This window comes from Streptomyces longispororuber, assembly GCF_024448165.1.
GTDB lineage: Bacteria > Actinomycetota > Actinomycetes > Streptomycetales > Streptomycetaceae > Streptomyces > Streptomyces longispororuber_A.
Window position 1 is genome coordinate 1 of sequence record NZ_JAMOLN010000074.1, and the last position, 19,667, is coordinate 19,667.

Below are 19,667 nucleotides of genomic sequence, written 5' to 3' on the forward strand. Positions count from 1 at the left end.
GTCAGCCGGTCACCGGCCTGCACCTTCTGACCGTCGTCCGCCGGGAGCCCGTCGGGCAGCGCCGTGTCCACGACCGCCCGCCACTGCCGCCCGTGATTGACCGGAACCACGAACTCCAGCTCCTCGGACGACGCGTTGAACAGCAGCAGGAACGAGTCGTCCTGGATGCGCTCGCCGCGCTCGCCCGGCTCCGAGATCGCGTTGCCGTTCAGGAACACCGACAGCGCCCTGGCCTGCGCCGCGCCCCAGTCCTGCTGCGTCATCTCCTCGCCCTCGGGCGTGAACCAGGCGATGTCCGACAGTTCGTCGTGCGTGCCCTCCACGGGACGGCCGTGGAAGAAGCGGCGCCGGCGGAAGACGGGGTGCTCGCGGCGCAGCTTCACCATCGCGCGCGTGAACTCCAGGAACGGCTCGGGCGGGGCGTCCTGATCCGCCCAGCCGACCCACGCCAGCTCGTTGTCCTGGCAGTAGGCGTTGTTGTTACCGCTCTGGGTGCGGCCGAACTCGTCGCCGTGGCTCAGCATCGGAACGCCCTGCGACAGCATCAGCGTGGCGACGAAGTTGCGCATCTGGCGCGCCCGCAGGTCGAGCACCTCCGGATCGTCGGTGTCGCCCTCGGCGCCGCAGTTCCACGACCGGTTGTGCGACTCGCCGTCGTTGTTGTCCTCGCCGTTCGCCTCGTTGTGCTTCTCGTTGTACGCGACCAGGTCGTGCAGCGTGAAACCGTCGTGGCAGGTCACGAAGTTGATGGACGCCAGCGGCCGGCGCCCGTCGTCCTGGTAGAGGTCCGACGAGCCGGTGAGCCGGCCCGCGAACTCGGCGAGCGTGCGCGGCTCGCCGCGCCACAGGTCCCGCACGGTGTCGCGGTACTTGCCGTTCCACTCGGTCCACAGCGGCGGGAAGTTGCCCACCTGGTAGCCGCCCTCGCCGACGTCCCACGGCTCCGCGATCAGCTTCACCCGCGAGACCACCGGGTCCTGCTGCACCAGGTCGAAGAACGACGACAGCCGGTCCACCTCGTGGAACTGCCGGGCCAGCGTGGCCGCGAGGTCGAAGCGGAAGCCGTCGACGTGCATCTCCTCGACCCAGTAGCGCAGCGAATCCATGATCATCTGGAGGACGTGCGGGGACCGCATCAGCAGCGAGTTCCCGGTCCCCGTGGTGTCCATGTAGTAGCGCGGTTCGTCGGCGAGGCGGTAGTACGACGCGTTGTCGAGGCCCTTGAAGGAGAGCGTGGGGCCCAGGTGGTTGCCCTCGGCCGTGTGGTTGTAGACCACGTCCAGGATGACCTCGATGCCCGCCTGGTGCAGGGCCCGGACCGCCGACTTGAACTCCAGGACCTGCTCGCCCCGGTCGCCCCAGGACGCGTACGTGTTGTGCGGGGCGAAGAAGCCGATCGTGTTGTAGCCCCAGTAGTTGTTCAGGTCCATGTCGACCAGACGGTGGTCGTTGACGAACTGGTGGACCGGCATCAGTTCGAGCGCGGTGACGCCCAGCTCGATGAGGTGCTCGATGACCGCGGGGTGCGCGAGCGCCGCGTACGTGCCGCGCAGTTCGTCGGGCAGCGCCGGATGGAGCATCGTCAGGCCCTTCACATGGGCCTCGTAGAGCACGGTCTCGTGGTACTCGGTGCGCGGCGGCCGGTCGTCGGCCCAGTCGAAGTACGGATTGACCACCACCGACGCCATGGTGTGCGGCGCCGAGTCCAGGTCGTTGCGCTCGTCCGGCGAGCCGAACGGATACCCGTACACCGACTCGTCCCACGCGATCCGCCCGCTGATGGCGCGCGCGTACGGATCGAGCAGCAGCTTCGCCGAGTTGCAGCGCAGCCCGCGCGCGGGATCGTACGGGCCGTGCACGCGGTACCCGTACCGCTGCCCCGGCATGATCCCCGGCAGGTACGCGTGCCGCACGAACGCGTCGGACTCCCGCAGTTCCACCGCGGTCTCCGAGCCGTCGTCGTGCAGCAGGCACAGCTCGATGCGGTCCGCGGCCTCCGAGAAGACCGCGAAGTTCGTTCCGGCGCCGTCGTACGAGGCACCCAGCGGATACGCCTGTCCAGGCCAGACCTGCATGGCTACGACTCTTCCACTTACGGCCCGGCCGTCCGGGCGACATCGCACAGTCTCTCCCCGAAAGTGGCGGAACCTAACGGGAGTTGGGGCCCTCTTACACGAAGACCACGCATTACCGGTATGTCCTCGACCGGGACGGCCGGGACAGGAGGAGGGGGAAGATGTGCGCGAGCTAGCAAGACGCCATCTCGGAAGACTGGTGGCGGGAGTGGCCCTCGCGGTCGCCGGTGCCGCCGTCGCGGTCGGCGTGAGCCTGCCGGACGACGGCGGTGACGCCGCCAGGGCCGGCACGGCCCAGCAGGACGCGGTGGCCCCGGAGGGCACCGTGGAGGCTGCTCCCGAGGAGGGCGAGAAGGGCGTCGGGCGCGACCCGCTCACCGACGCCGAGATCGAGCGGGCCGAGAAGCTCGCGGTGGCCCCCAGGGCGCTGCGCCTCGACGCCCGGGACGTGGAGGGCGACCGCGGCCCCCAGCACCTGTCGACGAACCTGACCGAGGTCGACCCGGCCCTCGGCGGCGCCGCCGCCCAGGAGCGCCGCGCCGACGTCGTCTACTACGACTACCGGACCGACTCCGTCGTCACGAAGACGGTGAACCTCGACTCCGGGAAGGTCGAGGACACACAGACCGACCAGGGCGTGCAGCCGCCGCCCAGCAGGGACGAACTGACCGAGGCCGCCCAGCTGCTGATCGCCGACCAGCTCGGGGCCGACCTGCGCGACGACTACCGGGACGCGACCGGCAAGGAGCTCACCAAGGCGGACCAGCTCCAGCTCAGCGGCATGGTGTTCCGCAAGGAGACCGTCGCGAAGGTCCCCTCCGACCTGACCGAGTGCGGCAAGCACCGCTGCCTGCGCGTCGTCGCCAAGGTCACGAACGGACCGTGGATCGACACCCGCGCCCTCGTCGTCGACCTGAGCGACCGCAGGATCGGCCGTCTCTCCTGAGACCCGCCCCGCCACCGTCCTCCGCCGCTTCTCCTGCACAAGGGAGCCCTTCCGTATGCACGTCACGCACGTCATGCCCGGCCCGCACGGCACCAGAGCCCGGCGCGCCCGCACCGGACCCGCAGCCGCACTGACGGGTCTCGCGGTCACCGCGCTGCTCGGCACCACCTGGCGCATGTGCTGGCACTACAACACCCTGTCCGGACTCGTCCTGGACAACGTCAGCTACCAGCCCAAGGGCGAGCCCAAGCCGATCGCCGTCCTCACCAGTGCCCGCCTCGCGCAGGTCCACGTCCCCTACGACGACGGGGAGAACGAGTACGACGACGTCACCGGCACCGACTTCGGCATGGCCCTGCAGAACCTGAAGCCCGCCGAGTGCCCCGGCGGCACCATCAAGACCGTCAAGGTCCCCGACATGGGCAACGTGAAGGGCCTGTGCGCGACCACGCGTGCGCGCGGGCACGCGTACCGGCTCAACGACGACGAGTCGACCGGCGGCAGCGGCAAGCTGTACAGCGCCCAGGGCAAGGACCTGCTGGTCTACACGGTCAACAAGGCGTCCTGGTACGAGTACATCACCGAGTGGCGCTTCTCCTCCGACGGCACCATCTCGTCGAACGTCGGCGCGACCGGCAGCCTCTCCCCGTACGACTACAAGGGCACCGACGGCAAGGGCTGGCCCATCGGCAAGGGCGCCAGCGCCTACGCCGAGAGCCACAACCACAACGTCTTCTGGCGGCTCAACTTCGGCCTCGACGGCTCCACCAGGACCAAGGTCGAGCAGTACGACTCGAAGGTGACCCCGCCGCGGGGCAGCGGCTCGCCCACCACGAGGACGACGCGCACCCCGGTCACCAAGGAACTCGCCGGCGACGCCAAGGACATGCGGTGGTGGCGCGTGGTGTCCACCGCCGGCAAGAACCAGGACGGGCACCCGCGCTCCTACGAGTTCGTGCCCGGCCGCTCCAGCAAGTACCCCGGCCGCTCGTTCACCAAGCACGACGTGTACTTCACCGAGTACAAGAAGTGCGAGCAGTACGCGAGCGACAACCCGTCGTCGAGCTGCGGCGGCAGGAGCGTGGACAAGTGGGTCGGCGGTCAGACGCTGACGCACCCGATCACCTGGGTCAACATCGGGTTCCACCACATCGCCCGGGACGAGGACCAGCAGCCCATGCCGGTGCACTGGCAGGGCTTCTCCCTCGCCCCCAGGGACGTGACCGCTATGAATCCGCTCACTCCCGGCGACCTGGCGGATCAGAACGGCGTTCCCAGAAACGGTAGTTGAGAAACTCTCATCTCCATCCGGCTGCACCGCCCGCCGCTCCCGGAGTACCCTTCCTTGATCGTTGCTGGGGGAGTGTGCTCGACAAGCTCGGGGGAGCGGAAGGCGGTGCGGAGCGGGTGAGCTCGGGAGGTCGTGAGCTGCCCCCTGGTGACGACGGTCACGAGGGCCAGGACGGTCAGGGGGCAGCTTCCACGGACATCCCACCCGGAGCGGTGTCGCTTGCCAGGCCCATGGACGTGGGATCGCAGATCGGACCCGAACTGGACTGGGGTGCCGACGCCTGGCGCGAGGTCCGTACGCGCGCGCAACGAGCCGGGCGTGCCTACATCTGGCTGAACCTGGTGGAGCAGCGGCTGCGCGCCGTCGTCGCGGCCGTGCTCCGCCCGATCTACGAGCCCGTGCACGGCGACGACTGGGTGGTCGCCGCCGCCGGGCCCGCCGGCCAGGAGTGGGTGCAGCGGGCCGTCGCCGTGCGCGAAGTCAGCCGCCGCAAGGGCTACTTGCTGGACCCGGCCGACGACAACGTGCTGTCCTTCCTCACCCTCCCGCAGCTGCGCGAGCTGATGGTCCAGCACTGGCCGTGCTTCGAGCCGTACTTCGACGACCGGCGCGACGTCGAACTCGCCCTGGACGAGCTCGAGGTCACCCGGAACGTGGTCTCCCGCAACCGCGCCCTGTCCGAGACCGTCCTCGCCCAGGCCGAGCGGGCCTCCGCCCGCCTCCTGGACATGCTCGGGGCCGGCTCGGACGTCCCCTCGGCCCGCCGGCTGCCCGTCGACGCCGTCGAGGACCTGGTCGGCGACCGGTACGCGGACGTCGTCGGCGTCCACTCGGACCGGGTGCGGCTGCTGCGCCAGTTCCCCGCCGAGGACCTCTTCGGCGGGGCCCGCCGCCTCGACGCCATCGGGATAGGCCTGAACCTCCTCGTGCAGAACTTCTCGGGCCGCCGCCTGATGCGCCTGGCCGAGTCGGGCTGTCGCGTCCGTCTCCTCTTCCTGAATCCGGCGTCCAGCGCGGTCAAACGGCGCGAAAGGGAACTCGGGCTCAAACGGGGCGAGTTGAGCCGGGCCGTCGAGATGAACATCCTGCACATGCGCAGAGTGCGGGCCCGGCTCCGGGATCCCGGGGCCTTCGAGATCCAGGTCTTCGACGAGACGCCCCGCTTCACCGCCTACCTCGTGGACGGCGACGGCTCGGACGGCATCGGGGTGATCCAGTCGTACCTGCGTCGCAGCCGCGGCATGGAGGCGCCGGTCCTGGTGCTCCGCGGCGGCGGCCGGGTCGTGAAGGCGGGGGCGTCCCCGGACATGGGTGAGAACGGACTCTTCGTGACATACCGCGACGAGTTCGAGCAGGCGTGGGTGGACGGGCGGCCGGTGTCCTAGCGGGACCGGGACGGGTGCCGGACCGATTGTCAGTGGCGCATGCGATCGTGGTGGTCATTGGGGGAACGCACCACCGCACCACGAGAAGGGGGCTGCCATGGGCTGGCACCGGGAGCTGCTGATCGGCTTCGACCTGGAGACGACCGGGACCGATCCGCGCGAGGCGCGCATCGTCACCGGCGCCGTCATAGAGGTCAGGGACGGCGCGGTGCTCGGCCACCGGCAGTGGCTCGCCGACCCCGGCGTGCCGATCCCGGACGACGCGGTCGCCGTGCACGGGATCAGCAATGAGCGGGCGGCGTCCGAGGGCGAGCCGGCCGACCGGGTCGCGGACGCCATGGCAGAGGCCCTCGTCGGCTACTGGCGCACGGGCGTGCCGGTGGTGGCGTACAACGCGGCGTTCGATCTGACCCTGCTCTCCGCCGAGTTGGCGCGGTACGGCCTGCCGTCCCTGCGGGACCGGCTCGGCTTCGACCCGGCCCCGGTCGTCGACCCGTACACGATCGACCGCACCGTGGACCGGTACCGCAAGGGCAAGCGCAATCTGGAAGCGGTCTGCACCGAGTACGGGGTCACGCTCGACGCCGCGCACGACGCCTCGGCGGACGCCCTGGCCGCGGCGCGGCTCGCCCGGGCGATAGGCGAGCGCCACACGAAGGTCGCGGCCCTCGGCGCCGCCGAGCTCCACCGCCGGCAGGTGGAGTGGTACGCGGAGTGGGCGGCGGACTTCCAGGCGTTCCTGCGTCGAAAGGGGGACGCTTCCGCCGTGGTGGACCCGGCGTGGCCCCTGCGGATGCTCGACACGACGGCCGACGCGGTCGGGGGCTGAGGACCGGCCCGCCCTCCGCCCGTGGGCACGGGGGCGTTGCCCCCGGCCCCCCGGTCCTCGAACGCCGGACGGGCCGTGCTGGCCGAGGCCGGCTCAGAACGGATACCACCGCACGGCGGGATCGTCGTCCCGGAGTGACGCCACCCGCCGCCGGAACTCCGCCAGCGCCTTCGGATTGCTCGGCGCGTGCTGCGCCACCCACGCGCAGGACGCCGTCTCCCGCGCGCCGCGCAGCACGGCGCACCCGTCCCACTCCCGCACGTCCCACCCGTACGCCTCGACGAACCCGTCGTAGGCGTCCGCCGCCAGCCCGTACCGGTCCCGCGACAGCGCCATGACCACCAGATCGTGTTCGCGCAGATCCGCGGAGAAGGTCTCCAGGTCGACCAGGACCGGCCCGTCGGGACCGATGTGCACGTTGCGCGGCAGCGCGTCCCCGTGGATCGGCCCGGGCGCGAGCCGGGGCGTCAGCGCGGCCGCGGCCGCCGCGAACCCGTCCCGCCGCTCCCGCAGGTAGGCCGCGTCCGCCGGATCGACGGCGTCCCCGGCGAGCCGCAGCCACCGCTCGACACCCCCCAGCAGCTCGCGCCGGGGCAGTGTGAGACCGGACGGCGCGGGCAGCGCGTGCACCAGCCTGAGGAGTTCGGCGAGATCCCGCGGCTCGGCCGGCCGGACGGCCGCCGGGACGCGCTCCCACACCGTCACCGGATGCCCGTCCACCACCAGGACCTCCGGCTTCGCGGCCCGCACCGCCGGCACCCCGTGCTCGGCGAGGTACCCGGCCACGGCCAGCTCGCGGCGCGCCCGGTCGAGGAGCTCGGACCCGCCCTGCCCGATGTCGCGGCCCACCTTGACGACGAGGTCGCCCGCGGCGAACACCGCGTTCTCGCCGAGCGCCAGCAGCCGGGCGCCGCCCGCCGGGCCGTCCACGACATCCGCCTGCGCCAGCACGTCCCGTGCCCGTGCCTCGTCCATCCCACGCCTCCCGCGTTCCACCTGGTACGGGCCCAGTCTCCCACCCGTCGTCACCCTGGTCCGCACGTCTTGACGCCGTCCGGCCTTGTCAGGACCATGACGGAGGCCGCCGGGGCGGCCGGAAGCCGCCTGCGCCATCCGGACCGCCCGAAGGAGCCGCCTCCGTGACCACGGCGATCACGACAAGACGGACGCGAGGTCCGGCGAAGGATCCGACGGCGGAGCGGGCCGGGCGGGAGCGCGGCGCCTGGTTCCTGGTGCTGCCCGCGCTGATCCCGATCCTCGTCCTGAGCGTGGGTCCCCTGCTGTACGGGGTGGGCCTGGCGTTCACCGACTCCCAGTCGGGCCGCACCGCCGCCACCCAGTGGGTCGGCACCCTCAACTTCCAGGACCTGCTGCACGACACCCTGTTCTGGGAGTCGTTCCGCATCGGCCTGCTGTGGGCGGTCGGGGTGACGGTCCCGCAGTTCCTGCTCGCCCTCGGCCTCGCCCTCCTGCTCAACCAGGACCTGCGGCTGCGCTGGCTGGCCCGGGCGCTGGCGATCGTGCCGTGGGCGATGCCGGAGGTCGTCGTCGGCATCATGTGGCGGCTCGTCTACCACCCCGACGCGGGCATCCTCAACGAGACGATCCGCGACCTCGGCCTCGGCGACGGACGCGACTGGCTCACCGGCCTCGCCACCGCGCTGCCCGCCGTGATCGTCGTCGGCGTCTGGGCGGGCATGCCGCAGACCACGGTGGCACTGCTCGCCGGGCTGCAGCACACGCCGCGCGAACTGCACGAGGCCGCCGCCATGGACGGCGCGGGCGCCTGGCGCCGGTTCCGCACGGTGACCTGGCCCGCGATCCGCCCCGTCGCACTCGCCATCACCGCGCTCAACTTCATCTGGAACTTCAACTCCTTCGCCCTGGTCTACGTCCTGACCAACGGCGGTCCCGGCGGCCGCACCCGCCTCCCCATGCTCTTCGCGTACGAAGAGGCTTTCCGCTACGGCCAGTTCGGCTACGCGGCGGCGATGGGCTGCGTCATGGTCGCCGTCATCTCGGTCCTTCTCGCCCTCTACCTGGTGGGCCGCCTGAAGGGAGGCGACGAGCAGTGATGAAGGTGTCGAAGCCCGCGCGCGCGGGCCAGTACCTGGCGCTCCTCGCCTATCTCGTCTTCCTCGTCTTCCCGTTCCTCTGGCTGATCTCGACCGCGTTCAAGCCGCCCCGCGAACTGGCGAGCCTGCACCCGACCTGGCTCCCGAAGAACCCGACCCTCGACAACTTCCGGCAGGCCTTCGACGAGCAGCCGCTGCTGCGCGCCGCCGCCAACTCGCTGCTCGTGGCGGTCTGCGCCGCCGTCGTCGCGATCGTCATCGCGACCCCGATGGCGTACGTCATGGCCCGGCACCGCTCCCTGCTGTCCCGGGCGGCCACCGGCTGGGTGGTGGTCAGCCAGGCGTTCCCCTTCGTCCTGGTGATCATCCCGCTGTTCCTGATCCTCAAGAACCTGCACCTGATCAACTCCCTGCCGGGACTGACCATGGTCTACGTGGTGTGGGCGCTGCCCTTCGCGCTGTGGATGCTCGTCGGCTATGTGCGCGCCGTGCCAAAGGAGTTGGAGGAGGCGGCGGCGGTCGACGGGGCCGGGCGGCTGCGCGTCCTGGTGTCGGTCACGGCGCCGCTGCTGGCGCCCGGCATCGTGGCGACGGGCCTGTTCGCGTTCATCACCGCGTGGAACGAGTTCTTCTTCGCCCTCGTCCTGATGAAGACGCCGGAGCGGCAGACGCTGCCCGTCGTCCTCACCCACTTCCTCGGGGCCGAGGGCGTCGCCGACCTCGGCCCGCTCGCCGCGGGCGCGTTCCTCGCGACCCTGCCGTCGCTGCTGATCTTCGCGCTCATCCAGCGCAGGATCACCGGCGGCATGCTGGCCGGGGCGGTGAAGTGACCATGAGGGCGAAGAAGTTGGCGACGGCCCTCGCGGCCGTGACCGCGCTGCTCCTCGGCGCCGGATGCTCCTCGGGACCACCGGAGCAGGACGGCGTCGTCACCCTCGCATTCCAGTCCCTCGCCTGGCAGAAGGAGTCCGTCGACGCCAACAAGCAGCTGGTGAAGGAGTGGAACGCGCGGCACCCCGACATCCGGGTGAAGTACGTCCAGGGCAGCTGGGACAGCGTCCACGACCAGCTCCTCACCTCCTTCGAGGGCGGCGAGGCGCCGGACATCATCCACGACGCGTCCGACGACCTGGCCGACTTCGCGTACGGCGGCTACCTCGCCGATCTGCGCGACCTGCTCCCCGCCCGCCTCACGTCCGACATCCCGCGGCAGAGCTGGCGGACCGCGACGTTCGGGAAGGGGGTCTACGGCGTCCCGTTCCTCCAGGAGCCGCGCGTGCTGATCGCCAACGCCACCTGGCTGAAGAAGTCCGGCGTGCGCGTGCCGACCCCGGACGAGCCGTGGACCTGGGAGGAGTTCCGGCGGATCACGAAGGAGCTGAGCGGCGACGGGAAGTACGGCGTCGCCTGGCCGCTGAAGGAGCCCGTGTCGGCGACGCTCAACCTGTCCCTGTCGACCGGCGGCCGGATGTTCCACCGCGGCGCCGACGGAAAGACCGAGATCCGCTTCGACCCGGCCGACCAGATCATGCCCCGCACCGTCCACGACCAGGTGAACGTCGACCACAGCGCGTCCGCCACGACCCTCGGCATGGGCGGCTCCGACACGCTCCCCGGCTTCTTCGCCGGGAAGTACGCGATGGTGCCGCTCGGCTTCTCCTACCGGCAGCAGATCGTGCAGCAGGCACCCAAGGGCTTCGACTGGCAGGTGCTGCCCGCACCGGCCGGTGCCGACGGGCTCGCCCAGGGCGTCAGCCCGCAGACCCTGTCCATCGCCGAGGACAGCCCGCACAAGAAGGAGGCGGCCCGGTTCCTCGACTTCCTGCTCCAGCCGCGCAACATGGTGCGCCTCGCTCTCGGCGACTGGATGCTGCCGACCGGCACCCAGGCCCTGGAGGACCCGGCGCTGCGCACCACGGAGAACGACTGGGCGACGGGCACCGCCCTCGCGTCCCGGCTCCGCTCGGCGCCCGCCCAGTCCGTGCGCGGCTACCCGGAATGGAAGGACAAGGTGGCCACACCCGCCCTCCAGGAGTACTACAGCGGCGCCATCGGCCTGCGCGAACTGCGCCGCCGCCTGGTCACCGACGGGAACCTGGTGCTCAAGCGGTACCAGAGGTAGTCCGCGCGGTACCAGTGGTCAAGTCGCCCTCCTGCCCGGGGAATCGGTGGGATGGTGAGAGTCCGAAAGGGCTGCGAGGTCGTCATGGACGCGATGCTCTTCGAAAGCAGCGACCTGGACAGGGCCGAGGACTTCTTCAGCCGCGCGTACACCAGGCTGCGCATCGGCAGCCGCACCCCGGCCGGCGGGTTCGCCCGGTTCGCCCGGAACACGCTGGGCTCACTCGCGGTGGACGCGCTGGACGTGGACTTCGACATGAGCTACTCCCTCGACCCCCTCGGCCGGATCTGTCTCGGCGTCGTCCACGAGGGCGCCGTACGCGACCACCGGTTCGGGGACGTCGAGGACGACTTCGGCCCCGGCGACGTGGTGTCCTTCGCCCCGCCCGACCTGCCCTACTCCGGCGTGGTGCACCGGGCCCGCTACAACGTCGTCACGTTCGACCCGGCGCTGCTCACCCAGGTCGCCGCGGCCACCCCGTGCGCCAGGCCGGGCCCCGTCCGGCTGACCGGGCACCGCCCGCACGCGCCCGGCCGGGCGCACGCCCTGCACGCGGCCATCGACTACCTGCGCGACCACGTGCTGCCCGATCCGGCGATCGCCGGCCAGCCGCTCGTGGTGTCCACGGCCCAGCAGCACCTGGCGGCGGTCGTCCTCGCGACCTTCCCCAACACGGCGCTCACCGAACCGGGCGGCACCGACCGGGCGGACGCCCACTCCCTGACGCTGCGGCGCGCCGTGGCCTTCATCGACGACCACGCCGACCGGCCGATCACCCTCGCCGACATCGCCGAGGCCACCCACGTCAGCATCCGTACGCTGCAGTACGCCTTCCGGCGGCAGCTGAACACGACGCCGCTCGGCTATCTGCGGCACGTCCGGCTGACCCACGCGCACCGGGAACTGCTGCGGGCCGACCCGCGCGGTGGCTCGACCGTCACGGACATCGCCGCCCGCTGGGGCTTCGTCTACCCGGGCCGTTTCTCCGCCCTGTACCGCACCGCGTACGGCCGGCGCCCGCGCGAGAGCCTGCTGTCCCGAGGGGCCGCCTGACGCCGCGTTCGTTTTCCGCACACCGCGGGCGAACTCTGCGTCCGCTGTGCTGTTCCCGGCCCGCGCCGGTCCGCACACTCGTCGCATCTCCGTCACCCCACACGACATCGGCCCGGACCCCGCTGATGCGCCGGACGGAGAGCCGGGGGGCCGCGGCACCCCTCCGGCCTCCCGGTCCGGGCGTGGGCGGGACATCTGGTTTGCACGAGACGTCTCGTCTCGCTTACGGTGGACGTATGACGAACCCGGAACACCCGCACCACGGCCGGCCCGCCCACATCGCCATGTTCTCCATCGCGGCCCACGGGCACGTGAACCCGAGCCTCGAAGTGATCCGGGAGCTCGTCGCCCGTGGCCACCGCGTCACGTACGCGATCCCGCACCTCTTCGAGGAGAAGATCGCCGAGACCGGCGCCGAGCCGGTCCTCTACCGCACCACGCTGCCCGGCCCCGACGACGACCCGGAGGCCTGGGGGAGCACGCTCCTCGACAACGTCGAGCCGTTCCTGGACGACGCGATCCACGCGCTCCCGCAGCTCGTCGAGGCGTACGAGGGCGAGGGCGGCGCGGGCGTGCCCGACCTCGTCCTGCACGACATCACCTCGTACCCGGCGGGCGTCCTGGCCCACCGCTGGGGCGTGCCCGCGATCACGCTCTCGCCGAACCTCGTCGCCTGGGAGGGCTACGAGGAGGAGGTCGCGAAGCCGATGTGGGCCGAGCCCCGTGCGACGCCGCGCGGCAAGGCGTACTTCGCGAAGTTCGACGCGTGGCTGAAGGAGTACGGAGTCCCGCGGAGCGCCGACGAGTTCTGGGGCGTCTACGACCGCACCCTCGTCCTCATCCCGAAGGCCCTCCAGCCCCACGCCGACCGGGTCGACGAGCAGCGGAACACCTTCGTCGGCGCCTGCCAGGGCGACCGCGGCGCACAGGGCGACTGGGCGCGGCCGGCCGACGCCGAGCGCGTGCTGCTCGTCTCGCTCGGCTCCTCCTTCACCAAGCAGCCCGAGTTCTACCGGGAGTGCGTGAAGGCGTTCGGCGGCCTGCCGGGCTGGCACGTCGTGCTCCAGGTCGGCCACCACGTGACCGCGGACGACCTCGGGGAGGTGCCCGCGAACATCGACGTGCGGTCGTGGGTCCCGCAGTTGGCGATCCTGAAGCAGGCCGACGCCTTCATCACGCACGCCGGCGCCGGCGGCAGCCAGGAAGGGCTCGCCACCGCCACGCCGATGGTCGCCGTCCCGCAGGCCGTCGACCAGTTCGGCAACGCCGACATGCTCCAGGGCCTCGGCGTCGCCCGGCACGTGCCCAAGGAGGAGGCGACCGCCGGGACGCTGCGCGCCGCGGTGCTCGCACTCGTCGACGACCCGGAGGTCGCGCGCCGCCTCGCCGCGCTCCAGCGGGACATGGCGGACGAGGGCGGCACGCGGCGGGCCGCCGACCTCATCGAGGCCGAACTGCCCCAGGGATAGGGGCGGTCACTGGTAGAAGGTGGTGTCGATCCGCGCCCGGTAGACGACCGCCCCCGCGGTCTCCACCGGGCGGGTCGTGCCCAGGTTGAAGTGCACGTACCGGGTGCCGAACGCGTTGCCGTCGGCCACCGCGCCCGTCCACATCTGCTCGCCCGACGCGTGCTGCACGTACGACTTCACCAGGTCGCGGTCGTGCAGCTGCGTCTTCTTCATGGTCGCCTTGTCGACGGCGTGGACGCCGCCCGTCTCACAGATCAGCAGCCGGCCCGTGTCCCGGTAGTCGGGCTGCACGTCGTGGCCGCGGGTGACCGTGATCCGCCGTGCGGTGTCCTCGACCAGCTTGGCCGAGGTCGAGGTCGTCTCGATCCGGTAGGCGGTCAGGACGCTGCCGCCGATCGCCCACATGCGGTCCAGCTGCGGGTCCCAGAGCAGCCCGTGGGCCTGGTGGAACGGGATCGTCTGGGCCGGTACCAGCGAGCTGCTGTACTTGTTCTGCGGCCGGAAGACGTGCAGGCTGCCGCCCGTCGCGGTGCCGCCGCTGCCGCCGTCGCTGCGCCCGGCGACGACGACCACGCCGGTGCCGCGGGCCCGCTCGATGCAGTGCGGATAGTTGGGCACGTTCGCCGACCACAGCTTCTGCTTGTCGCTGCGCCGGTAGATGCTCGCCGTGCCGCTGGTCGTTGTCCCCGCCGCGACCAGCAGGATCTCCCCGTCGCCGTCCGTGGCCCGGAAGCGGTGCTCCATCGGGTGGCCGCCCGCCGGGTCCAGCGACCACTTGACGTTCGCCGAGGTGAACGCCTTGTTCCGGTCGAACAGCATGATCCTGCCGGACGTGATGTCGCCGACCAGCACGTCGAACGCCGCCGGTGCCGCGCTCGCCGCCCCGGCCGGCAGCAGCGCCGCCGCCGGCGCGGCCAGCGCGCCCGCCGCGACACCCTTGAGCAGACTTCGCCTGTCCATCAGTGATCCTCCCCCTGGAACCGTGGAAACGCGTCTGGCCCGGAGATGCGTGGGAGGGCCCGCCGGTTCCGGCTGGAACCAACGGGCCCTCCCGCACCGCCTGTTACCGGCCACGGTTTATGGAGAAACGCGCACCGCCCCCTCGTCGGACCCCGTCCGCGGCGCGTCGAGCGCGACCTCGTCGTGCGTCAGGTCGGGCAGCCGGTGCAGCCATTTCGGCAGGTACCAGTTGCGCTCCCCGAGCAGGGCCATCACGGCCGGCAGCAGCACGCCCCGGATGACGGTCGCGTCGATCAGGATGGCCGCGGCGAGGCCCACGCCCATCTGCTTGAACGACTGCATCGACAGCGTGCCGAAGATCGAGAAGACGGCGACCATGATGACGGCCGCGCTGGTGACCACGCCCGCCGTCGTGACGACGCCGTGCCGGATGGCGTCGTGGTTCGAACGGCCCTGCAGCCGCGCCTCCTTGATCCGCGACACCACGAACACGTGGTAGTCCATCGAGAGGCCGAAGAGGATGACGAAGAGGAACAGCGGCAGCCAGGAGATGATCGCGCCGACCCCTTCCGCGCCCACCAGCGAGGCACCCCAGCCGTTCTGGAAGACGGCCACGAGGATCCCGTAGGCGGCGCCCACGCTCAGCAGGTTGAGCGCGATCGACGTGATCGCGACGGTCAGCGAGCGGAACGAGAGCAGCATGAGCAGGAAGGCGAAGACGACCACGAAGACGAAGACCGGGACGACCGACCCGACGATCTGGTCGTTGAAGTCCTTCGATCCCGCGACCTGCCCGGTGATCGGCGCCTCGACGCCGTCGACCGTGCCGAGGGTGTCAGGACGGACCCGGTCCCGCAGCAGCGCCAGGCTCTGCTCCGCCTTGCCCTGGTCGGAGCCGCCCACCAGCGGCACGTCGATGAACGCCACGTTCTGTCCGCCGTGCACCGTCACCTCGACCGGGCCGCGCGAGGCGCCCGAACTCACGGCCTGCGCACGGAAGTCGGCGATGGCGTCGCGGACCGCGGCGGAGTTGATGTCGTCCGCCCGCACCACGACCTCGGCCGGATCCGAGCCTCCGGGGAACGCCGCGTTGACCCGGTCGTAGGTCTGCACGATCGGCAGCGAGTCGCCGAACTCCTGGTCCAGGGTGAGGTTCTGCGTCTTCATGCCGAGCGCGGGCGCGGCGATGGCCAGCAGCGCGCCGACGGCGACGACGACGGAGACGGCGGGCCGGGCGAGCACGACGGTCAGGACGCGCTTCCAGAAGCGGCTGCCGTCGTTGCCGTTGCCGCCTTTCCTGCGCCTGGTCGGGTGCAGGAAGGGGATGCGGCCCTTCTCCACGCGCTCGCCGAGCAGCGAGAGCAGGGCGGGCAGGACCGTCACGGAGCCCACCATCGCGACCGCCACCACCATCAGCGAGGCGAGGCCCATCGCCTGGAACTCGGCGAGACCGGTGAACATCATGCCCGCCATCGCCACGCACACCGTGACGCCGGAGACGATGATCGCCCGGCCGCTGGTGGCCGCGGCCACCCGCAGGGCGGTCTTCGGGTCGTGGCCCTTCATCCGCTCCTCGCGCTCGCGGCGCAGATAGAACAGGCAGTAGTCGACGCCGACCGCCAACCCCACCAGGAGCATCACCGAGTTGGCCGTCTCGCTCATCGGCTGGAGATGGCTGACCACGCCCATCAGGCCCATCGTCGCCATGATCGCCGTGATGGCGAGGGCCACCGGCAGCAGCGCGGCGACGAGCGCGCCGAACGCGATCAGCAGGATGCCGAGCGCCACCGGCACCGCCGAGTACTCGGCGCGCTGGAAGTCGTCACCGAAGGCGTCGTCGAACGTCTTGCCCATGCTGGCGCCGCCGATCTCCTCGATCCGCAGCGCGTCGTGGTCGTCGGCGACGCCCTCGACCGCCTTCAGGACCGGCTCGACCCGGTCGGACGCCGTGTCCGGGTCGCCGCGCATGTCGAACTGGACGAGCGCCGTGCGGCCGTCCCGGGAGACCGTCTGCGCCCCGGCCGCGTAGGGCGAGCGCACGTTCGTCACCGCGCCGGTACCCTGCACCGCCGCGACCACGTCGGCCACGGCCTTCCTGAACTCGGGTGCGGTGGCCGTCAGCCGGCCGTCCCTGGCCTGGACGAGCACGGTCTCGCCCGCCGGCTCGTCGATCCCCGCGTCGTCCACGATGCGGGCGGCCCGGCTGGTCTCCCCGCTGAGCTGGTCGCCGTCCGACACGTCCACGCGTCCGGCCGCCGAGCCGAGGCCCATCGCCAGGACGACGAACAGCACCCAGATCCCCACCGCCGCCCAGCGGTGCCGGACGCTCCATCCGCCGGCCCGGGCCGCGAAGCCGCGCACCCGCCGGTCCCGGCCTTCCCCGTTCCTCGCCATGAGGTCACCTCCGGATTCGAAGGTATGGGCGGGATAAAGCCGTTTCGTCGTGCTGCTCGACGAAGCGTGGACGGCCGTCTCGGCGTACAGGATGACCGACGCCCCTTACATCTATGAGGGGTTGAGCCGACGGGCCGGTCAGGTGGATCTGTCCGGTTTGTTATTACAGAACCTTGTTGAACAAGTCACAGGTGTATGTAGGTCTTGATCTGGTCGCGTCAATCGGTCAGGGTTTCGTCTCAACCCCCGGACATCTTCCGGAGATTGCCGGAGGTCACGTGAAATTACGCGCCCCCACGCGCGTAGAAGTCACGTAGTAGTCGTTGAACTCTCCACAACCCCCCACACACCGCGAGGAGTTCACTCTTCATGGCACTTCACAAGCGTGCGCGTTCGATGAAGCTGACCGCCGCGATAGCCACGGCCGCGACCGCCGTCGGCGTCACCGTTCTCACCGGCGGATTCGCCGGCGCCGCCGCACCCGCCGAGGGCAAGGTGTACGGCCTCGACGCCAAGGGCGCCGTCTCCGGCAGCTACATCGTGCTGCTCGACCAGAAGACCGGCACCACCGCGAAGAAGGGGCTCGCCAAGGAGTACGGCGGCACCCTCAAGCGCAACTACAAGTCGGCCGTCAACGGCTTCTCGGTGAGTGGTCTCTCGGAGACCGAGGCCAAGCAGCTCGCCGCGGACAAGTCCGTCGCCAAGGTCGTCCAGAACAAGAAGTTCCACATCGACGCCACCCAGGACAACCCGCCGTCGTGGGGCCTGGACCGCATCGACCAGGCGGAGACCGCGGGCGACGGCAAGTACACCTACCCCGACACCGCGGGCGAGGGCGTCACCGCGTACGTCATCGACACCGGGGTCCGCACCACGCACAAGGACTTCGGCGGCCGCGCCTCGTCCGGCTTCGACGCCGTCGACAACGACGACAACGCCGACGACGGCAACGGGCACGGCACGCACGTCGCCGGCACCATCGCCGGTGACGCGCACGGCGTCGCCAAGAAGGCGAAGATCGTCGCCGTCCGCGTCCTCGACGACCAGGGCTCCGGCACCACCGAGCAGGTCGTCGCGGGCATCGACTGGGTCACCCAGAACCACCAGGGCCCCTCCGTCGCCAACATGTCGCTCGGCGGCGGCGTGGACGAGGCGCTCGACGCGGCCGTCCAGAAGTCCATCGCGTCCGGCGTCACCTACGCGGTGGCGGCGGGCAACGAGTCGGCCGACGCCTCCTCGTCGAGCCCGGCCCGGGTCCCCGAGGCCATCACGGTCGCGTCCTCCACCAAGGACGACGAGCAGTCGGACTTCTCCAACTTCGGCTCCGTCGTGGACATCTACGCCCCCGGCTCGGACATCACGTCCGACTGGAACACCGGCGACGACGCCACCAACACCATCTCCGGTACGTCGATGGCCACGCCGCACGTCGTGGGCGCCGCCGCCGTCTACCTGGGCGGGCACCCGGACGCGGCCCCGGCCGACGTCGCCAAGGCGCTCACCGACGGGGCCACCCCCGACGCCATCAAGAACGCGTCGGACGGCACCGCGAACAAGCTCCTGAAGATCGTCGAGTAACCACCGCGATCCCCGAGCCGGCGGCCGCCGCGCCCACCCCCACGGGGCGCGGCGGCCGTCCTATCGTGTGCGGATGACGACGACCGAGCGATACGCGGCGCTGCTGCGCGGCATCAATGTGGGCGGCAACAAGAAGGTCCCGATGGCCCGGCTGCGGCCGGTCGTGGAGCGGCTGGGCTGCACCGACGTCCGGACCTACCTGCAGAGCGGCAACGTCACCTTCGCCGCGGACTCGGGCGACGAGACGTCCTGGGCACGGGACATCGAGGCGGCCGTCGCGGAGGAGTTCGGCTTCGCCGTGGACGTCGTCGTACGGGACCACGCCCACCTCAGGGCGGTCATGGAGGCGTGCCCGTTCCCCGCCGCCGAACTGCAGGGCAAGCAGCTGCACGTCACGTACTTCTCGGAGCCGGTCACCGAGGAACGCTTCGCCGCCGTGGACCCCGCGGCGTACGCGCCCGAGGACTATCGCCTCGGCGACCGCGTCCTCTACCTCTACGCCCCCGACGGCCTCGGCACCTCGAAGCTCGGCGCCCGGCTGGCGCGCCCCGCGCTCACCAAGGGGCTGATCGCGACGAGCCGCAACTGGAACACCGTGGTGAAGCTGGTGGAGCTCACCGCCGGTCCGTGAGCGCGTCCAGCCGGGCCAGGTCGTCCGCGGTGAGCCGCACGTCGGCCGCCGCGATGTTCTCCTCCAGGTGCGCCACCGATCCGGTGCCCGGCGTCGGGCACAGCACGGGGGAGTGGTGCAGCAGCCAGGCGAGCGCGATCTGGGACGGGGTCGCGCCGTGCGCCTTCGCGATCTCGGCGCACACCGGGTTGTCGGGCAGCGTGCCGTTGCCCAGCGGGAACCACGGCAGGAACGCGATGCCGCGCTCCTCGCACAGCTCCAGCAGCGGTTCCGAGACCCGGTCCAGGACGTTGTAGCGGTTCTGCACGGAGGCGATCGGCACGATGTCCAGGTCGAGCGCGGCCCGCAACTGCTCCGCCGTGACGGAGTCGAGGCCGACGTGCCCGACCTTGCCCGCGTCCCTCAACTCCGCGAGCGCGCCCAGCTGTTCGGCCATGGCGACGTCCGGGTCAAGGCGGTGCAGCTGGTACAGGTCGATCCGCTCGACCCGCAGCCGGCGCAGGCTCGCCTCGCACATCGCCCGCAGCTGCTCGGGCCGTCCCGCGACGTGCCACGCCTCCGCCGACGTGCGCACGACCCCGCCCTTGGTGGCGACCACCAGGTCCTCCGCGTACGGATGCAGCGCCGCCGCGACCCGCTCCTCGGCCACCCCCGGCCCGTAGTTGTCGGCGGTGTCGACGAGCGTCACCCCCAGCTCCACCGCCCGCCGCAGCACCGCCGTCGCATTGCTGTCGGACCCCCGCGGACCCCAGGCGCCACGCCCCGTCAGATGCACGGTGCCGTACCCGAGACGGCGCACGGGCAGCTCGGAACCGAGACGGACGGTGGACGGGGCAGCGGTGTCGGTCATGGCCCGACG

General features: G+C 71.3%; 16 protein-coding genes. 11 read left to right on the forward strand and 5 right to left on the reverse strand.

Annotated features, from left to right (window positions below; genetic code table 11):
* The coding region (gene glgX, locus M4J07_RS21295; protein ID WP_255974265.1) for a glycogen debranching protein GlgX at positions 1-2,075 on the reverse strand (2,075 nt) is incomplete at its 3' end.
* Positions 2,076-2,274: 199 nt separating this feature from the next.
* Between glgX and M4J07_RS21300 the strand changes: the two genes are divergently transcribed.
* The 4 genes from M4J07_RS21300 to M4J07_RS21315 all read left to right on the forward strand — a co-directional run bounded on the left by M4J07_RS21300 (position 2,275) and on the right by M4J07_RS21315 (position 6,526).
* Positions 2,275-3,021, forward strand: a complete 747-nt coding sequence (locus tag M4J07_RS21300) for a Tat pathway signal sequence domain protein (RefSeq protein ID WP_255974267.1) — start codon at positions 2,275-2,277, stop codon at positions 3,019-3,021.
* 55 nt (positions 3,022-3,076) lie between these two features.
* A complete protein-coding gene (locus M4J07_RS21305; RefSeq protein ID WP_255974269.1) occupies positions 3,077-4,312 on the forward strand; it encodes a copper amine oxidase in 1,236 nt (411 codons plus the stop codon).
* Positions 4,313-4,428: 116 nt separating this feature from the next.
* Positions 4,429-5,697, forward strand: a complete 1,269-nt coding sequence (locus tag M4J07_RS21310) for an SAV2148 family HEPN domain-containing protein (RefSeq protein WP_255974271.1) — start codon at positions 4,429-4,431, stop codon at positions 5,695-5,697.
* Between the two features lie 97 nt (positions 5,698-5,794).
* Positions 5,795-6,526: a 3'-5' exonuclease gene (locus tag M4J07_RS21315; RefSeq protein ID WP_255974273.1), complete on the forward strand. Its 732-nt coding sequence runs from the start codon at positions 5,795-5,797 to the stop codon at positions 6,524-6,526.
* A 93-nt stretch (positions 6,527-6,619) separates the two neighbouring features.
* On the opposite strand, the gene M4J07_RS21320 is transcribed toward M4J07_RS21315, so the two are convergent.
* Entirely contained in the window at positions 6,620-7,501 is an 882-nt protein-coding gene (locus tag M4J07_RS21320; RefSeq protein WP_255974275.1) for a phosphotransferase enzyme family protein, read from the reverse strand.
* A 176-nt stretch (positions 7,502-7,677) separates the two neighbouring features.
* Here M4J07_RS21320 and M4J07_RS21325 point away from each other — a divergent pair, with 176 nt between their 5' ends.
* The 5 genes from M4J07_RS21325 to mgt all read left to right on the forward strand — a co-directional run bounded on the left by M4J07_RS21325 (position 7,678) and on the right by mgt (position 13,245).
* The gene (locus M4J07_RS21325) at positions 7,678-8,601 is read left to right on the forward strand and encodes a carbohydrate ABC transporter permease (protein WP_255974329.1); all 924 of its coding nucleotides are present in this window, start codon (positions 7,678-7,680) and stop codon (positions 8,599-8,601) included.
* Positions 8,601-9,431, forward strand: coding sequence for a carbohydrate ABC transporter permease (locus M4J07_RS21330; RefSeq protein ID WP_255974277.1), 831 nt, complete (start codon positions 8,601-8,603; stop codon positions 9,429-9,431). Before M4J07_RS21325 ends, M4J07_RS21330 begins: the two co-directional genes overlap by 1 nt.
* 2 nt (positions 9,432-9,433) lie before the next feature.
* Positions 9,434-10,723 (forward strand): ABC transporter substrate-binding protein, encoded by a 1,290-nt coding sequence (locus M4J07_RS21335; RefSeq protein WP_255974279.1) that lies wholly within the window; start codon positions 9,434-9,436, stop codon positions 10,721-10,723.
* A gap of 51 nt (positions 10,724-10,774) precedes the next feature.
* Positions 10,775-11,776, forward strand: a complete 1,002-nt coding sequence (locus M4J07_RS21340; RefSeq protein WP_308284760.1) for a helix-turn-helix transcriptional regulator — start codon at positions 10,775-10,777, stop codon at positions 11,774-11,776.
* A 236-nt stretch (positions 11,777-12,012) separates the two neighbouring features.
* Positions 12,013-13,245, forward strand: a complete 1,233-nt coding sequence (gene mgt, locus M4J07_RS21345) for a macrolide-inactivating glycosyltransferase (protein WP_255974281.1) — start codon at positions 12,013-12,015, stop codon at positions 13,243-13,245.
* A 6-nt stretch (positions 13,246-13,251) separates the two neighbouring features.
* Here the strand turns inward: mgt and M4J07_RS21350 are convergent, their stop codons facing one another.
* Together M4J07_RS21350 and M4J07_RS21355 are read right to left on the reverse strand one after the other, a co-directional pair.
* The gene (locus M4J07_RS21350) at positions 13,252-14,205 is read right to left on the reverse strand and encodes a hypothetical protein (protein WP_255974283.1); all 954 of its coding nucleotides are present in this window, start codon (positions 14,203-14,205) and stop codon (positions 13,252-13,254) included.
* 117 nt (positions 14,206-14,322) lie between these two features.
* Positions 14,323-16,599, reverse strand: a complete 2,277-nt coding sequence (locus tag M4J07_RS21355) for an MMPL family transporter (protein WP_255974285.1) — start codon at positions 16,597-16,599, stop codon at positions 14,323-14,325.
* A gap of 369 nt (positions 16,600-16,968) precedes the next feature.
* Between M4J07_RS21355 and M4J07_RS21360 the strand changes: the two genes are divergently transcribed.
* Both M4J07_RS21360 and M4J07_RS21365 read left to right on the forward strand, forming a co-directional pair.
* Positions 16,969-18,177, forward strand: coding sequence for a S8 family peptidase (locus M4J07_RS21360; protein ID WP_255974287.1), 1,209 nt, complete (start codon positions 16,969-16,971; stop codon positions 18,175-18,177).
* Between the two features lie 73 nt (positions 18,178-18,250).
* Positions 18,251-18,808 (forward strand): DUF1697 domain-containing protein, encoded by a 558-nt coding sequence (locus M4J07_RS21365; RefSeq protein ID WP_255974289.1) that lies wholly within the window; start codon positions 18,251-18,253, stop codon positions 18,806-18,808.
* Here the strand turns inward: M4J07_RS21365 and M4J07_RS21370 are convergent.
* Positions 18,792-19,658, reverse strand: coding sequence for an aldo/keto reductase (locus M4J07_RS21370; protein ID WP_255974291.1), 867 nt, complete (start codon positions 19,656-19,658; stop codon positions 18,792-18,794). The genes M4J07_RS21365 and M4J07_RS21370 overlap by 17 nt on opposite strands.
* Positions 19,659-19,667 lie beyond the last annotated feature (9 nt).

Excerpts from the sequence above, each read along its gene's own strand:
- M4J07_RS21305 (WP_255974269.1), top strand. The coding sequence starts at position 3,077 with ATGCACGTCACGCACGTCATGCCCGGCCCGCACGGCACCAGAGCCCGG.
- M4J07_RS21315 (WP_255974273.1), top strand. The coding sequence starts at position 5,795 with ATGGGCTGGCACCGGGAGCTGCTGATCGGCTTCGACCTGGAGACGACC.
- M4J07_RS21320 (WP_255974275.1), bottom strand. The coding sequence starts at position 7,501 with ATGGACGAGGCACGGGCACGGGACGTGCTGGCGCAGGCGGATGTCGTG.
- M4J07_RS21330 (WP_255974277.1), top strand. The coding sequence starts at position 8,601 with ATGAAGGTGTCGAAGCCCGCGCGCGCGGGCCAGTACCTGGCGCTCCTC.
- M4J07_RS21335 (WP_255974279.1), top strand. The coding sequence starts at position 9,434 with ATGAGGGCGAAGAAGTTGGCGACGGCCCTCGCGGCCGTGACCGCGCTG.
- M4J07_RS21340 (WP_308284760.1), top strand. The coding sequence starts at position 10,775 with ATGGTGAGAGTCCGAAAGGGCTGCGAGGTCGTCATGGACGCGATGCTC.
- mgt (WP_255974281.1), top strand. The coding sequence starts at position 12,013 with ATGACGAACCCGGAACACCCGCACCACGGCCGGCCCGCCCACATCGCC.
- M4J07_RS21350 (WP_255974283.1), bottom strand. The coding sequence starts at position 14,205 with ATGGACAGGCGAAGTCTGCTCAAGGGTGTCGCGGCGGGCGCGCTGGCC.
- M4J07_RS21355 (WP_255974285.1), bottom strand. The coding sequence starts at position 16,599 with ATGGCGAGGAACGGGGAAGGCCGGGACCGGCGGGTGCGCGGCTTCGCG.
- M4J07_RS21360 (WP_255974287.1), top strand. The coding sequence starts at position 16,969 with ATGGCACTTCACAAGCGTGCGCGTTCGATGAAGCTGACCGCCGCGATA.
- M4J07_RS21365 (WP_255974289.1), top strand. The coding sequence starts at position 18,251 with ATGACGACGACCGAGCGATACGCGGCGCTGCTGCGCGGCATCAATGTG.
- M4J07_RS21370 (WP_255974291.1), bottom strand. The coding sequence starts at position 19,658 with ATGACCGACACCGCTGCCCCGTCCACCGTCCGTCTCGGTTCCGAGCTG.